The following is a 15,388-nucleotide window of genomic DNA, read 5'->3' on the forward strand; positions in this document are numbered from 1 at the left end:
ATATAGATTGAAAGTAAAACATACAAGTAAATTTTATTACCCAAGCCTTAATGTTTTTAACTGACTCGCTTTACTGCTCTGAAGTTATATTAAATATTAAGAGTGGCTTTACAAATTACATACCTAGGTGTAAATTGTTAACAATAAACCATATCAAAGATATGATAGTTCACTTTGATATTCCTCGTATCGGCATTGTTTTAATGATGCATTACTTGGTCACTATTTAATTAAACATTCTTGAAGGTATAAAAATATGCAAGCTGCACAATATATAGGTAACAAGTCATTTAACATTGTTGAAGGCACATCTATTAAACCTAAAGCGGGTGAGATTAGATTGAGTGTTGGATACGTTGGGATTTGTGGTACTGATATGCACATATACCATGGTGTGATGGATCAACGAGTGTCTATTCCGCAAACAATTGGCCATGAAATATCAGGTGTTGTTGCAGAAATAGGTGAAGGCGTTGAAGGCTTTGCTGTCGGCGAAAACGTGGTAGTACGTCCACTAGATTGGTGTGGCGATTGTCCTACGTGTAATGCAGGGCATACGCATATTTGTCAAAACTTAAAGTTTATGGGAATAGATACGCCAGGTGCTTTTCAGTCAAGCTGGACAGTTAAAGCGCGTACTTTGCATAAATTACCAGCAGGCGTTGATTTAAAACAAGGCGCATTAATAGAGCCGTTATCGGTTGCGTGCCATGATGTACGACGCTCGCGCTTACAAGCGGGTGAGAAAGTTGTTGTGCTTGGTGGCGGGCCAATTGGGCAATTAGTTGCTGCGGTTGCTAAAAGTGTTGGCGCAGAAGTACTCGTGTCTGAGCCTAACGAAAGCCGCCGTGCTTTTGCCGATGAGCTAGGTGTTAAATCGGTTAATCCCATTGAAGAAGATTTAGCTGCCTATGTAGATAGCTGGACGCAAACAAAAGGTGCTGATGTTGTATTTGAAGTATCAGGCGTAAAACCCGCAATAGAGGCTATGACTGAAATAGCAGGGCGCCGGGGTCGTATAGTCATGGTGGCTATTCACAGTGTTAAACCTGAAATCGATTTATTTCAATTTTTTTGGAAAGAGTTGGAGTTATTAGGTGCACGTGTATACGAAGCGGCCGACTTTGATTGGGCTATCGAATTAATTTCATCGGGCCAAATAGATCTTAAACCTTTTATTAGTTCGGTTAGTTCGTTAACTGATATTGGTAGTGCATTTGCGAGTATGGATGGAAATCCAGAAGGCATGAAAGCGCTTGTTGAATGTAACTCACAATAATAAAAATTATAAAGGTATGAAAATGAATAATATGTTAGAAAAATTTAGTTTAGAGGGCAAAGTAGCCCTTGTTACAGGTTGTAAGCGCGGTATTGGTAAAGGTATTGCTCTAGGTTTAGCACAGGCTGGCGCTGATATTATTGGTGTATCTGCAAGCTTAGAGCTTGAAGGCTCTGAAGTAGAAAAAGAAGTTAAAGCCCTTGGCCGAAATTTTAAAGCCTACCAATGTGATTTTGGTGATCGTGACGCGCTTTATTCGTTTATTAATGATGTAAAAAGTGATTTTCCAAAAATTGATATTTTAGTCAATAATGCAGGTACAATCCTTCGTGCTCCTGCGGCTGAGCATGGCGATGATTTATGGGATAAAGTGATTGAAGTTAACTTAAATGCTCAATTTATTTTAAGCCGCGAAATAGGCAAACAAATGATAGAGCATGGCGAGGGTAAAGTTATTTTCACGGCTTCTTTGCTCACTTTTCAAGGTGGTATTACAGTACCAGGTTACGCAGCTAGTAAAGGTGCTATTGGGCAATTGGTTATGGCGCTTTCTAATGAATGGGCTGGCAAAGGCATTAATGTAAATGCCATTGCGCCAGGTTACATTGATACCGATAACACTGAGGCATTACGCAATGACAAAGAGCGTAATGCTGCCATCTTAGCGCGTATTCCACAAGGTCGATGGGGAAATCCTGAAGACTTTAAAGGGCCTGCTGTGTTCTTGGCTTCTGAGGCTGCTAGTTACGTAAATGGCGCTATTTTATTGGTTGATGGCGGATGGATGGGGAGATAGTTCAATGAACTTTCATAATAATGTGAATTTTATAAATGGCGAATATGTTGCTTCTAAAGCAAGTGGCACGATTGAAATATTAAGCCCATCTACAGGTAAAAAAATTGGTGAAATACCAAAAGGCTGTATAGAAGATGCGCAGTATGCACTTGAATCAGCGAATGTAGGACAGAAAAAGTGGGCTAAATTGACAGCTCGCACACGTCAAAATATATTGCGTGTGTTTGCTAATAAAATTCGTGAAAATAAAGATATTCTTGCGCCAATGCTTGTTGCAGAGCAAGGTAAATTACTATCAGTTGCACAAATGGAAGTTGACGTAACAGCGACTTTTATTGACTATGCATGCGACCATGCACTTACTATTGAAGGCGATATTTTACCTTCCGATAACGATGATGAAAAAATATACATTCATAAAGTGCCACGAGGCGTAGTTGTGGGTATTACTGCGTGGAATTTTCCGCTGGCATTGGCTGGTCGTAAAATTGGACCTGCGTTGATCACAGGTAACTCTATTGTATTAAAACCTACTCAAGAAACACCTTTAGCAACCACCGAGCTAGGTCGTTTAGCAAATGAAGCGGGTATTCCTGCTGGCGTGCTAAACGTTATTAATGGATCAGGTTCTGTTGTTGGCCAAGCATTGTGTGAAAGCCCAATTACTAAAATGATCACCATGACAGGCTCTACTGCTGCAGGTAAGCAAATCTACAAAACTAGCGCAGAATACATGACGCCTGTAATGCTTGAACTTGGCGGTAAAGCGCCAATGGTTGTTATGGCCGATGCCGACCTTGATGAGGCTGTTGAAGGTGCGCTTTGGGGTCGTTTTGCTAACTGCGGGCAAGTATGCACCTGTGTTGAGCGTTTATATGTTCAAGAGTCTGTGTACGATGCGTTTATGGCTAAATTTATACCAGCTGTAAAAGCACTTCGTGTTGGGGATCCTATGAACCCAGATACGCAAATGGGTCCTAAGTGTAATCAACGCGAAATAGACAACATTGATCACATAGTTCAACAAAGTATTCAACAAGGCGCTTCTGTCGCCACTGGTGGTAAAGTTGCTTCTGTTGAGGGTTTTGAAGGCGGTTGTTGGTACGAACCCACGTTACTTGTAGACGTCAAGCAAGATAACATTGCAGTGCACGAAGAAACTTTTGGCCCAGTACTCCCTATTGTTAAAGTTAAAGATATGGAGCAAGCGATTGAATACTGTAACGACAGTATTTATGGCTTAAGCGCTTATATATTTACGCAAAACTTTTTCGATATTAATAAAGCCATTAACGAATTAGAAGTGGGTGAAGTTTATATTAACCGTGGTATGGGTGAGCAGCACCAAGGTTTTCATAATGGCTGGAAACAGAGCGGCTTTGGCGGCGAAGATGGTAAATTTGGTCTAGAGCAATATCTAGAGAAGAAAACCGTTTATTTGAAAGAAAAATAATACTCCAAAATTTAGCCGTAATGCAGCTTAAGCAAAAAGCCAATAATGTTTTCATTATTGGCTTTTTATTTGTCAGCAGATTACTTTAAATTAATACTTATATCGCCATTGGGTTTACAGCAGCACAACAATATTTCGCCTTCTCGTACAAACGCAAGTGGCTCTTCGTTATACTCAACACTGCCAGACACTAAAGTAGCTCTGCAAGCTCCACAGTAGCCTTCACGGCATTGGAATGCGACGTCTATTTTCATGGATTCTAAGCAGTGTAAAAGAGAAGGGCAGCCAGTATTAAATTCTATACACTGGCTGTTTTCTGCAAGCGTTATGCTTGCAGTAGACTTGTCACTCATTATAAATCAAAATCACCAAATTCTGATGCATCAACTTGAGAGTCTATTTGACCAACAAGGTATGAGCTTATTTCTGCTTCTTGTGGTGCTACTTGTACATTATCAGACACGAGCCATGAGTTGATCCATGGAATAGGGTTACTGTTGTTTTCAAACTGTGCAGGTAAGCCAATCGCAGTCATACGGGCGTTGGTGATGTATTCAACGTACTGACATAAAATATGTTTATTTAAACCAATCATTGAGCCATCTTTAAACAGGTATTCTGCCCATTCTTTTTCTTGCTCTGCGGCTTCAACAAACATTTTAATTGCTTCGTCTCGGCACTGAGCGGCAACAATCGCCATTTCTGGGTCGTCTTTACCGTCTTGCATAATATTTAAAATATGCTGAGTACCCGAAAGATGCAGTGCTTCATCGCGCGCAATAAGCTTGATGATTTTAGCGTTACCTTCCATCAGTTCACGCTCAGCAAACGCAAACGAACATGCAAAGCTTACGTAAAAACGAATCGCCTCTAAAATATTTACCGACATCATTGCAAGGTAAAGTTTCTTTTTAAGCTCAAATAAATTCACGATAACGGTTTTACCGTTAATTTCGTGTTTTCCTTCACCGTATAAATTGTAAAGTGATACAGAGTTAATTAGGTCATCGTAATATTTTGTTACCGCATCAGCACGTTCGCTAATTTTATCGTTGCTAACAATGTCATCAAAAATAAGCTCAGGTGCTTGTGTTACGTTACGGATAATATGTGTGTATGAGCGGCTGTGAATTGTTTCACTAAACGCCCATGTTTCTATCCATGTTTCAAGTTCTGGTAGCGATACGATAGGCAGTAGGGCTACGTTTGGTGAACGCCCTTGCACACTATCAAGTAATGTTTGGTATTTTAAGTTACTTAAAAATATGTGCTTTTCGTGATCTGGTAATGCCTGAAAGTCTAAACGGTCTTTACTTACGTCCACTTCCTCAGGACGCCAAAAGAAAGACAATTGTTTTTCGATTAGCTTTTCAAAGATAGGGTACTTTTGTTGGTCGTAACGAGATACGTTAACTGTTTGGCCAAAAAACATTGGCTCTTGCATTTGGTTATTATGGTTTCGGCTAAAAGTAGTATAAGACATGTTTATCACTCAAAAAAACTATCAGAAAAAGCGGGCTAAATGCCCGCTTAAAATAAAAATTAGTAACTATATTTTACACGCGCCGCCTTCACAATCGTCATCTTCCACGTCAGGAGTGTCTTCTTGTGAATCTGATGCGCCATCACGAGTATTGTGATAGTACAACGTTTTAACGCCCAGTTTGTATGCGCTCAGTAAGTCTTTTAATAAGACTTGCATAGGTACTTTACCGCCTTCGAACTTGTTTGGATCATAATTTGTGTTTGCTGAGATTGTTTGGTCAACAAATTTTTGCATTATGCCTACAAGCTGTAAGTAACCATCGTTTGATGGGATATCCCATAATAACTCATAGTTATTTTTTAAGCGTTCATACTCAGGAACTACTTGTTTTAAAATACCATCTTTGCTTGCTTTAACACTAATATGACCACGTGGAGGCTCAATACCGTTTGTAGCGTTAGAGATTTGCGACGATGTTTCTGATGGCATTAACGCACTTAATGTTGAGTTACGCATGCCGTGCTCTTTAATGTTTGCACGTAATGTATCCCAATCAAGATGAAGTGGCTCATCACAAATCTTATCTAAATCACGTTTGTACGTATCAGTTGGCATAATGCCTTGAGAGTACGTTGTTTCGTTAAACTTAGGACATGCACCACGCTCTTTAGCAAGCTCGTTAGATGCTTTCATCAAGTAGTATTGAATCGCTTCAAATGTTTTGTGAGTCAGGGCGTTCGCGCTGCCATCTGAATAACGTTTACCGTTTTTAGCTAGGTAGTATGCGTAGTTAATTACACCTATTCCTAACGTACGGCGTCCCATAGTGGCATTTTTAGCAGCCGGTACAGGGTAGTCTTGGAAATCAAGTAAGTTATCAAGTGCACGTACAGCAAGCTCAGCTAATTCTTCAAGCTCATCAAGTGATTCTATTGCACCTAAGTTAAACGCAGAAAGTGTACAAAGGGCAATTTCGCCTTCTTCGTCATTTACGTTATTAAGTGGCTTAGTTGGCAATGCAATTTCTAAACATAAGTTAGATTGGCGAATAGGCGCAACTTTAGCAATGAACGGGCTGTGTGTATTACAGTGATCCACATTTTGTAAGTAAATACGACCAGTACTTGCACGTTCTTGGGCAAACATAGAGAAAAGCTCAATGGCTTTGATACGCTTTTTACGGATAGACTCGTCTTGTTCGTATTTGACGTAAAGCGCATCAAATTCTGCTTGGTCTTCAAAAAATGCATCATAAAGGCCAGGCACATCTGATGGGCTAAATAACGTAATGTAATCGTCTTTAATTAAACGAGAATACATTAATTTATTAAATTGTACGCCGTAATCTAGGTGACGAACACGGTTGTCCTCTACACCACGATTATTTTTAAGTACCAGTAGGTTTTCTACTTCTAGGTGCCAAAGCGGGTAGAACAATGTTGCAGCGCCGCCACGTACACCACCTTGCGAACAACTTTTAACCGCTGTTTGAAAGTGCTTATAAAAAGGAATACAACCAGTGTGATACGCTTCGCCATTACGAATATGGCTACCTAGCGCACGAATTCGACCTGCGTTAATACCAATACCCGCACGTTGTGAAACGTACTTAACAATAGCTGATGATGTTGCATTGATTGAATCGAGGCTGTCGCCACATTCAATTAATACACATGAGCTAAATTGACGAGTAGGGGTACGAACACCAGCCATTATTGGTGTAGGCAATGAAATCTTAAATAACGATACCGCATCATAAAAACGTTTAATGTAATTAGTACGCGTTTCACGTGGGTAATCTGAAAATAAACTTGCCGCTACTAAAATATATAAAAACTGTGCGCTTTCGTAAATTTCACCTGTTACACGGTTTTGAACGAGGTACTTACCTTCAAGCTGTTTTACAGCAGCGTAGCTGAAGTTAAGATCGCGAGAATGATCAAGGTACGCATCAAGCTCATCTAACTCTTGCTCTGTATAATCTACTAATAAGTGAGCATCATAGCGTTTGTCTTCAACCATTTTAGTTACATGATCAAATAAACGTGGTGGCTCAAATTGGCCATAGGCTTTTTTACGTAGGTGGAATACAGCTAAACGCGCTGATAAATACTGGTAATCTGGCGATTCTTTTGAAATCTGATCTGCAGCTGCTTTAATAATGGTTTCGTGAATATCTTTGGTACGAATACCATCGTAAAATTGAATGTGTGATTTTAATTCAACTTGCGAAACCGAAACGTTGTTCAAACCTTCGGCGGCCCATTCAATAACGCGATGGATCTTATCAAGATCAAGCGGCTCTTTACGCCCGTCACGTTTGCTTACAGATAACTGTTGGTTCATAGCTTTGCCTGTATTCCTTGGGGATTATGTATTTTGACCAATGTTTACACCTCAAATTAGCAAGGTGTAGTGCTCATTTATTATAGGTTTCACCAAATTAGTGAATTTAATTGAATAACATTTGGCCACAATATCTGGTGTTGTTCAATTTAGAGATCACAAGATAGTGTGGTCTGCATTGTTTTGCAAGGGACATAATTGCCCCTGTTTGTGGATAACTTTGGGATAACGCATTTGTGTTAGTAGACACTCACCTTCGAACAATCATTTAAGTTGAAATATGCAAAAATCAACTAATGATCTGCTAAATTTACGCATTTAAAAAATAAATTTTGACTGCTTTTTTTATCAGCAAGCTTTGCCTAAAAACTAACACAATCACAATATATAGTGTTTATTAATTAACATAGCACTATATATGGTTAAAACCATCAATTGGACTTAGCCAGTTTAAATTGGCTTTCCAGCTTAATGCCTCATCTTCACTGGGAATGTAACCCCAAAGTGCAGTCGCGGTATGCATACCTGCTGCTTTGCCTGCTTGTATGTCACGCTGTGCATCACCAATGTATAAACAACGCTTTGGCTGTACTTGCATAAGCTTTGCACAATGTAGCAGTGGTAAAGGTGATGGCTTAGCCTCTGCTAAAGTGTCACCACTTATTACTATACTGGCATTTTTTAAAGCAGGAATAGCTGCAACTAAAGGATCGGTTAAAAACCCAGATTTGTTAGTCATGATCCCCCATTTGATCTTTTTCTGATCTAGGGCGATAAGTAACGATTCAACTCCGCTGAAGCAGCGTGTGTGATTTGCTATGTTTGCAGCGTACTCGTCAACTAATTGCTTTATAAGCTCGCTTTGGGGTTGTTTGTCCCATAACGCTTTAAAACCAGCCTCTAATAATGCGCCAGCGCCGTTAGATGCCGCAGGACGGTATATATCACTACTAACAGGCTCTATTTTATTGCTAATAAGCACCGCGTTTAAAGCGGCACCTAAATCATCAGCAGTGTCGAGTAGGGTGCCGTCTAAATCAAATAAAAATGCATCGTACTCAATAAGGGGGTGGGGGGCTTGAGAGTTAGCCATTAAGCTAACTTCTCAAAATAAAGTATGTAATTTACACTAACGTCGTTATTAAGCGTATATTGCTTTGATAGTGGGTTATAAGAAAGGCCTGTACTTGCACGAACTTTTAAACCCGCTTGCTCTGCCCATGCAATGAGCTGTGCAGGTTTTATAAAATTTTTATGGTCGTGTGTACCTTCAGGCACCATTTTTAAAAGCTTTTCAGCACCAACAATAGCGTATAAGTATGCTTTAGGTGTTTTGTTCAGGGTTGAAAAAAACACGTCTGCGCCTGGTTTGGCTAATGCGGCTACGGCATGAATGATAGATGCCGGGTCGGGAACGTGCTCAAGCATTTCCATACAGGTTATTACATCAAAGCGCTCTGGATTTTGTGAAGCAAACTCTTCTGCAGGCACTTTTATATAATCTACATTTACGCCAGTTTCTAAACTGTGTAACTTAGCAACAGTTAAAGGCTCTTGCCCCATGTCGATGCCAGTTACTTTTGCGCCCATACGCGCCATGCTTTGGCTTAAAATACCGCCACCACAGCCAACGTCGAGTGTTTCTTTATCGAATAAGCCTTGCGTTTTGTTTGCTATAAAGTCTAAACGTAACGGGTTAATTTCGTGAAGAGGTTTGAATTCTCCGTCTAGGTCCCACCAACGCTCGGCGATGGCTTCAAATTTTGCTATTTCTGCGTGATCTACATTTTGATGTTCGGTCATAAAATACTTCCTCGTCAATCTGAGGCCATTATATAGGGCTAAATTGATAAATCGCAAAGTTTTGCGCCTGTAAATTAAAATTAATTGTGATAGCATGGCTGTTAGAAATAATAACAATACTCTTAATCCCCAATACCGGGTCGTTGAGAGCTGATACTGAAGGAATGTGATATCAAATGACTGATCTCGCCAATGAAATTCTGCCAGTCAATATTGAAGACGAGTTAAAAAACTCCTACTTAGATTACGCGATGAGCGTAATTGTAGGACGTGCATTACCAGACGTACGTGACGGCTTAAAACCTGTTCATCGCCGCGTTTTGTTTGCAATGAACGAGCTTAGTAATGACTGGAACAAGCCTTACAAAAAATCGGCCCGTGTGGTCGGTGACGTAATCGGTAAATACCACCCACACGGCGACAGTGCAGTTTATGACACGATAGTTCGTATGGCTCAGCCATTCTCACTACGTTATATGCTTGTAGATGGCCAAGGTAACTTCGGTTCGGTTGATGGCGATTCAGCTGCGGCAATGCGTTATACAGAAGTACGTATGGCAAAAATGTCGCATGAGCTATTAGCTGATCTTGAAAAAGAAACGGTTGATTTCGTTCCTAACTACGACGGCACAGAACAAATCCCTGACGTTTTACCAACAAAGGTCCCTAACTTATTAGTTAACGGATCATCAGGTATTGCGGTAGGTATGGCTACAAATATCCCACCACATAACTTAACAGAAGTTATTAATGGTTGTTTAGCGCTTATAATCAATCCTGAATTAACTATAACTGAGTTAATGGATTATATTCCGGGCCCAGATTTTCCAACCGCTGCAATTATCAACGGTAAGAAAGGTATTGAACAAGCATACCAAACTGGCCGTGGTAAAGTGTACATGCGTGCACGAGCTGAGATTGAAACGGATGAAAAAACAGGCCGTGAAACAATTATCGTTCACGAAATTCCTTATCAAGTTAACAAAGCACGCTTAATTGAAAAAATTGCTGAGCTTGTTAAAGATAAAAAAATTGAAGGTATTAGTGCACTACGTGATGAATCAGACAAAGACGGTATGCGTATCGTTATTGAGATCAAACGTGGTGACGTAGGCGAGGTTATTTTAAACAACTTGTATGCGCAGACTCAGTTACAAACTGTGTTTGGTATGAATATGGTTGCGTTAATTAACAACCAGCCTAAGTGTTTCAACTTAAAAGAAATGCTAGAAGAGTTTATTATTCACCGTCGTGAAGTAGTAACTCGTCGTACAGTATTTGATTTACGCAAAGCCCGCGATCGTGCACATATGCTAGAAGGTTTAGCTATTGCGCTTGCAAACATTGACCCTATTATCGAACTTATTCGTAAATCCCCTACACCTGCTGAAGCTAAAGTTGCTTTAACGGCACGTTCGTGGGAATTAGGTAATGTAAAATCAATGCTTGAAAAAGCAGGCGAAGATAATGTAGCACGTCCAGATTGGCTCGCTGCTGATTTAGGTATTCGCGACGGTCAGTATTTTATTTCAGAGCAACAAGCCCAAGCAATCCTAGATTTACGCTTACACAAGCTAACAGGTCTTGAGCATGAAAAAATCCTGAGTGAATATCAAACACTATTAGATTTAATTGCTGAGCTTTTACATATTTTGGCAACGCCAGAGCGTTTAATGGAAGTTATTCGTGATGAGTTAGTTGAAATTAAAGCACAATACGGCGATGAACGTCGTACTGAAATTAATGCAGCGGCTCACGATATTAGCTTAGAAGATTTAATTACCGAAGAAGACGTTGTAGTAACGCTTTCTCACGAAGGTTATGTGAAATATCAGGCATTGTCTGATTACGAAGCACAACGCCGTGGTGGTAAAGGTAAATCAGCAACGAAGATGAAAGATGAAGATTTCATTGAGCGTCTACTCGTTGCAAATACGCACGATACTATTTTATGTTTCTCTACGGCCGGGCGTTTATATTGGCTTAAAGTATATCAGTTACCACTGGCAAGTCGTGCAGCGCGCGGTAAGCCAATTGTTAACTTGTTACCACTTGAAGCTGATGAACGAATTACTGCTATATTGCCAGTACGCGAGTACGCAGAAGATAAATACATCTTTATGGCAACAGCATTTGGTACAGTTAAGAAAACACCATTAACGGCTTACAGTCGTCAACGTGCAAGCGGTATTATTGCTGTTAACTTAAATGAAGGCGATAGCCTGATTGGGGTTGATATTACCGATGGTAGCAACGAAATTATGTTGTTCACTGATGCAGGTAAAGTTGTACGTTTTAAAGAAGCTGAAGAAACAACGGTTGTTGATGAAAACGGTAATCCTGTATTAGACGAAGAAGGTAACCCTGAGATTCGTTTCAAAGGTGTTCGCCCTATGGGTCGTACTGCTACAGGTGTTCGTGGTATTAAAATGCCAGATGAGCAACGCGTAGTATCGTTAATTGTACCAAAAACTGACGGTGCTATTCTGACGGTAACTGAAAACGGTTACGGTAAGCGTACGCAACTTGAAGATTACCCATCGAAGAGTCGTGCAACACAGGGTGTTGTATCAATTAAGGTGAGTGAACGTAACGGTGCTGTTGTTGGTGCTGTGCAAGTTGACGACAACGATGAAATAATGATTATTTCAAATCGTGGTACCTTAGTACGTACTCGTGTTAATGAAGTTTCTACGGTTGGACGTAACACTCAAGGTGTTATTTTGATCAGAACTATTGACGAAGAGCAAGTAGTTGGTTTACAACGTATAGAAGAGATTGAAGTTACTCAAAGTGACTTGATTGATATTGAAGACGTTGAAACTGTAGATACGGTTATTGATGGAGTAGCGGATGATAATCCTCCTTCAGAATAATTGATATTGAAAAAGCGGCCTTGGCCGCTTTTTTTAATGTTGTTGAAAAAAATTAATAGAGTGTGAAATTATATTCATTCATTAAAATCGTAAGGTTGAGTGGATGGGGATTATACGTTCATGCTTAGTAGTTAAATTACTGGAATGAGGCAAAGGTAATGAGTAAATATAATTTTTGTGCGGGACCGGCTATGCTTCCGCAAGCGGTTATGAAAAAAGCGCAAAAAGAGTTTCTAGATTGGCAAAACTTGGGTGTTTCTGTAATGGAAATGAGCCATCGCAGCAAAGAGTTTTTAGCATTAACTGCAAAGTGTGAAGCGAGTCTTCGCCGCTTAATGAATATCAGTGATGAATTTGAAGTGTTGTTTATGCACGGTGGCGGTCGTGGCCAATTTAGTGCTGTTCCTTTAAATTTGCACCAAGAAGGCAAAACAGCGTTTTATTGCGAAAATGGCGTATGGTCGAAAAGCGCCAGAGATGAAGCGAATAAGTTCACTCAAACGTCTTTTACGGATGTACGTAATGATGCTGATGGTGAATTTTCAATTAAAGACGTTGCTGACTGGGAATTACCAGAAGATGCGGCGTACATTCATTATTGCCCTAACGAAACGGTAGATGGACTCGAGATTTTTGATGTACCGAGTCACCCAACTGCGCCGATTGTTGCTGATATGTCATCGACTATTTTGTCTCGCGAAATAGACGTGAACAAATTTGATTTAATTTACGCTGGTGCGCAAAAAAATATCGGTCCATCGGGTATTTCAATCGTTATTGTTCGTAAAACACTACTTGAGCGTGAAGGGCTAGCAAAGCCTGGTATTTTAGATTACGCCCTTGAAGCAAAACAGGGCAGCATGTTTAACACGCCACCTACTTTTGCATGGTATTTAGCTGCCGAAGTCTTCGAATGGTTAGAGAGAAATGGCGGCGTAAAAGCCATGGAAACACAAAATATTGCAAAAGCTGAGCTACTGTATAATTTTATTGATAATTCTGACTTTTACTCAAATATAGTCGCTAAGCATTGTCGTTCACGTATGAATGTTCCTTTTTGGCTAAACGATGAAAGCTTAAATGAGCAGTTTGTAACTCAATCCAATGATGCGGGTTTACTTGCACTTGAAGGGCACCGAATTGTAGGCGGTATGCGTGCGAGTATTTATAACGCCATGCCACTTGAAGGTGTTCAAGCCCTAGTAGACTTTATGGCTGCCTTTGCTAAGGAGCACAGTTAATGGAACAGCTTCGTTTAGAACCAATTACAAAAGTAAATGGCACGGTAACCCTACCAGGCTCAAAGAGCTTATCGAATAGGATTTTGCTCTTAGCAGCACTGGCAAGCGGTACTACCGTTGTTGAAAATTTGCTTGATAGCGATGATATACGCCATATGTTAGGTGCTTTAAAATTATTAGGTGTGCATGTAACTTTAAATGATGAGCGAACAGTCGCGACAGTAAACGGCGTTGGTGGCGTATTTAAAACGCCTAGCGAGCCATTGTTTTTAGGGAATGCCGGCACTGCTTACAGACCTTTAACGGCTGTACTTGCTGCTGTTACTGGTGAATATGAGTTAGTAGGCGAGCCGCGCATGGAAGAGCGTCCAATAGGGCATTTAGTTGATGCTCTTCAAGCATTGGGTGGTGATGTTACTTATACTAAACATAAAGACTATCCACCACTTAAGATTATGGGTGGGCAAATTAAGGGCGGCTCAGTTGAAATTGACGGTAGTATTTCAAGTCAATTTTTAACTGCATTACTAATGGCTGCACCTTTGTTTAGTGGTGATACAAATATAACCATTAAAGGTACCTTGGTTTCTAAACCATATATTGATATTACGCTTGATGTAATGGCACGTTTTGGTGTTAATGTTGAACACAGTAATTATGCAACTTTTAAAGTTAAAGGTGGTCAACAGTATCAATCACTCGATCGAATTATGGTTGAAGGGGATGCGTCTTCTGCTTCTTACTTTGTTGCTGCAGCTGCGATAGCGGGTGGTGAAATTGAGATTAAAGGTGTAGGTGCTAAATCGGTTCAAGGTGATATAGGCTTTGCCAAAGTAATGGAGCAAGTAGGCGCGAAAATCGATTGGTATGATGAGCGTTTAGTTGTTCGCAAAGGCGAATTAAAAGGCGTAGATATTGACGCTAATGCAATTCCTGATGCAGCTATGACACTCGCAACAGTTGCTCTTTTTGCTAAAGGTCCAACTGCCATTCGTAACATTTATAACTGGCGAGTAAAAGAAACAGACCGTTTATATGCAATGGCAACTGAGCTTAGAAAAGTAGGTGCAGATGTTGTAGAAGGGCATGATTTTATAGAAATTACACCACCTGAACATTTCAATGATGTAGCAATAGATACCTACGACGATCACCGTATAGCCATGTGCTTTGCCATGGTTGCTGTTGGCGGGAAACCTATAACGATTAATGATCCAAAGTGTACTTATAAGACATTTCCTACATTTTTCAATGTTTTAGCGTCAGTCAGTGAATAGGGCTTTTATAACTAATTATAAAAAGTTACACACTAATAGCAGATATATTTTTATAACTGGCGTATAATATGGCGGTTTATTTAGGTGTGCATTGCAGGAGGTTTAAATGCAGGCGTTATTAATGCCCGTGATCACCGTTGATGGCCCAAGTGGTTCAGGTAAAGGAACTGTTTGTCGCTTGTTAGCCGATAAGTTAGGGTGGGATGTATTAGATAGCGGTGCGATTTATCGCGTTTTATCTTTAGCTGCACTTCATCACCAAATTGCATTAGACAATGAAGAAGGGCTTGTCCCTCTTGCTGCAAATTTAGATGTGCAGTTTTTGGTAGATAGCCAAACTAATGCAGGAAAAGTTATTTTAGAAGGCGAAGATGTAACGACTACTATTCGTAATGAAGAAGTAGGCGCTGCGGCATCAAAGGTTGCAGCATTACCTCGCGTTCGTGAAGCATTATTACGTCGCCAGCGAGCGTTTCGTACTGAAAGTGGCTTAATTGCCGATGGTCGCGATATGGGGACTGTGGTTTTTCAAGATGCGCCGTTAAAAATTTATTTAACAGCAAGTGCAGAAGAGCGTGCTCGTAGGCGTTTTGTTGAGTTGAATACGCGCGGCCTTGATGTTACACTGAGTGGTCTATTACAGGACATTCAAGCTCGTGACGAGCGCGATATGAATCGTACCGTTGCTCCGCTTGTGCCGGCAGACGATGCTATTGAACTCGATACTAGCGAACTCAATGCTCAGCAAGTGTTTGATAAAGTTATGACTTTATTAGATGTTGCGATATCTGAAGGTAAGCTTCCTAAACGAAGCTAAACACATTTTATGCA

At 40.3% G+C, this 15,388-nt stretch carries 12 protein-coding genes; 7 read left to right on the top strand and 5 right to left on the bottom strand.

All coding sequences use genetic code 11. From position 1 onward, the window contains the following. Positions 1-256: 256 nt before the first annotated feature. The 3 genes from NRL14_RS14595 to aldA are packed head-to-tail and all read left to right on the top strand — an operon-like array spanning position 257 to position 3,528. Positions 257-1,279: a zinc-binding dehydrogenase gene (locus NRL14_RS14595; RefSeq protein ID WP_306724992.1), complete on the top strand. Its 1,023-nt coding sequence runs from the start codon at positions 257-259 to the stop codon at positions 1,277-1,279. A 31-nt stretch (positions 1,280-1,310) separates the two neighbouring features. After that, the gene (locus tag NRL14_RS14600) at positions 1,311-2,075 is read left to right on the top strand and encodes a 2,5-didehydro-3-deoxy-L-galactonate 5-reductase (protein ID WP_033016439.1); all 765 of its coding nucleotides are present in this window, start codon (positions 1,311-1,313) and stop codon (positions 2,073-2,075) included. Positions 2,076-2,079: 4 nt separating this feature from the next. Then, positions 2,080-3,528, top strand: a complete 1,449-nt coding sequence (gene aldA / locus NRL14_RS14605) for an aldehyde dehydrogenase (RefSeq protein ID WP_007376607.1) — start codon at positions 2,080-2,082, stop codon at positions 3,526-3,528. Positions 3,529-3,608: 80 nt separating this feature from the next. Here aldA and yfaE read toward each other — a convergent pair whose 3' ends face one another. The 5 genes from yfaE to ubiG all read right to left on the bottom strand — a co-directional run bounded on the left by yfaE (position 3,609) and on the right by ubiG (position 9,163). Beyond that, on the bottom strand, positions 3,609-3,881 hold the full coding sequence (gene yfaE / locus NRL14_RS14610; protein ID WP_008139206.1) for a class I ribonucleotide reductase maintenance protein YfaE: 273 nt from the start codon (positions 3,879-3,881) through the stop codon (positions 3,609-3,611). Then, positions 3,881-5,011 carry a class Ia ribonucleoside-diphosphate reductase subunit beta gene (gene nrdB / locus NRL14_RS14615; protein WP_007376605.1) on the bottom strand — a complete coding sequence of 377 codons (1,131 nt, stop codon included), beginning with the start codon at positions 5,009-5,011 and terminating at the stop codon, positions 3,881-3,883. Before nrdB ends, yfaE begins: the two co-directional genes overlap by 1 nt. A gap of 66 nt (positions 5,012-5,077) precedes the next feature. After that, on the bottom strand, positions 5,078-7,360 hold the full coding sequence (gene nrdA / locus NRL14_RS14620) for a class 1a ribonucleoside-diphosphate reductase subunit alpha (RefSeq protein WP_149605579.1): 2,283 nt from the start codon (positions 7,358-7,360) through the stop codon (positions 5,078-5,080). Between the two features lie 412 nt (positions 7,361-7,772). Further along, complete coding sequence (locus NRL14_RS14625) at positions 7,773-8,453, bottom strand: HAD family hydrolase (protein ID WP_306724993.1); 681 nt, start codon at positions 8,451-8,453, stop codon at positions 7,773-7,775. Then, complete coding sequence (gene ubiG / locus NRL14_RS14630; protein ID WP_306724994.1) at positions 8,453-9,163, bottom strand: bifunctional 2-polyprenyl-6-hydroxyphenol methylase/3-demethylubiquinol 3-O-methyltransferase UbiG; 711 nt, start codon at positions 9,161-9,163, stop codon at positions 8,453-8,455. The genes NRL14_RS14625 and ubiG overlap by 1 nt, the downstream gene beginning before the upstream one ends. Positions 9,164-9,339: 176 nt before the next feature. Between ubiG and gyrA the strand changes: the two genes are divergently transcribed. The 4 genes from gyrA to cmk all read left to right on the top strand — a co-directional run bounded on the left by gyrA (position 9,340) and on the right by cmk (position 15,374). Then, positions 9,340-12,039: a DNA gyrase subunit A gene (gene gyrA, locus NRL14_RS14635; protein WP_306724995.1), complete on the top strand. Its 2,700-nt coding sequence runs from the start codon at positions 9,340-9,342 to the stop codon at positions 12,037-12,039. A 158-nt stretch (positions 12,040-12,197) separates the two neighbouring features. Continuing rightward, positions 12,198-13,280, top strand: a complete 1,083-nt coding sequence (gene serC, locus NRL14_RS14640; RefSeq protein ID WP_306724996.1) for a 3-phosphoserine/phosphohydroxythreonine transaminase — start codon at positions 12,198-12,200, stop codon at positions 13,278-13,280. Further along, entirely contained in the window at positions 13,280-14,557 is a 1,278-nt protein-coding gene (aroA, locus tag NRL14_RS14645; RefSeq protein WP_007376599.1) for a 3-phosphoshikimate 1-carboxyvinyltransferase, read from the top strand. Before serC ends, aroA begins: the two co-directional genes overlap by 1 nt. Positions 14,558-14,663: 106 nt before the next feature. Further along, positions 14,664-15,374 (top strand): (d)CMP kinase, encoded by a 711-nt coding sequence (gene cmk / locus NRL14_RS14650; RefSeq protein ID WP_306724997.1) that lies wholly within the window; start codon positions 14,664-14,666, stop codon positions 15,372-15,374. Positions 15,375-15,388: the final 14 nt, after the last annotated feature.

Source organism: Pseudoalteromonas sp. 20-92 (assembly GCF_030847595.1).
GTDB lineage: Bacteria > Pseudomonadota > Gammaproteobacteria > Enterobacterales > Alteromonadaceae > Pseudoalteromonas > Pseudoalteromonas fuliginea.

Coding starts and splice junctions, on each gene's coding strand:
- NRL14_RS14595 (WP_306724992.1), top strand. CDS start 257: ATGCAAGCTGCACAATATATAGGTAACAAGTCATTTAACATTGTTGAA.
- NRL14_RS14600 (WP_033016439.1), top strand. CDS start 1,311: ATGTTAGAAAAATTTAGTTTAGAGGGCAAAGTAGCCCTTGTTACAGGT.
- aldA (WP_007376607.1), top strand. CDS start 2,080: ATGAACTTTCATAATAATGTGAATTTTATAAATGGCGAATATGTTGCT.
- yfaE (WP_008139206.1), bottom strand. CDS start 3,881: ATGAGTGACAAGTCTACTGCAAGCATAACGCTTGCAGAAAACAGCCAG.
- nrdB (WP_007376605.1), bottom strand. CDS start 5,011: ATGTCTTATACTACTTTTAGCCGAAACCATAATAACCAAATGCAAGAG.
- nrdA (WP_149605579.1), bottom strand. CDS start 7,360: ATGAACCAACAGTTATCTGTAAGCAAACGTGACGGGCGTAAAGAGCCG.
- NRL14_RS14625 (WP_306724993.1), bottom strand. CDS start 8,453: ATGGCTAACTCTCAAGCCCCCCACCCCCTTATTGAGTACGATGCATTT.
- ubiG (WP_306724994.1), bottom strand. CDS start 9,163: ATGACCGAACATCAAAATGTAGATCACGCAGAAATAGCAAAATTTGAA.
- gyrA (WP_306724995.1), top strand. CDS start 9,340: ATGACTGATCTCGCCAATGAAATTCTGCCAGTCAATATTGAAGACGAG.
- serC (WP_306724996.1), top strand. CDS start 12,198: ATGAGTAAATATAATTTTTGTGCGGGACCGGCTATGCTTCCGCAAGCG.
- aroA (WP_007376599.1), top strand. CDS start 13,280: ATGGAACAGCTTCGTTTAGAACCAATTACAAAAGTAAATGGCACGGTA.
- cmk (WP_306724997.1), top strand. CDS start 14,664: ATGCAGGCGTTATTAATGCCCGTGATCACCGTTGATGGCCCAAGTGGT.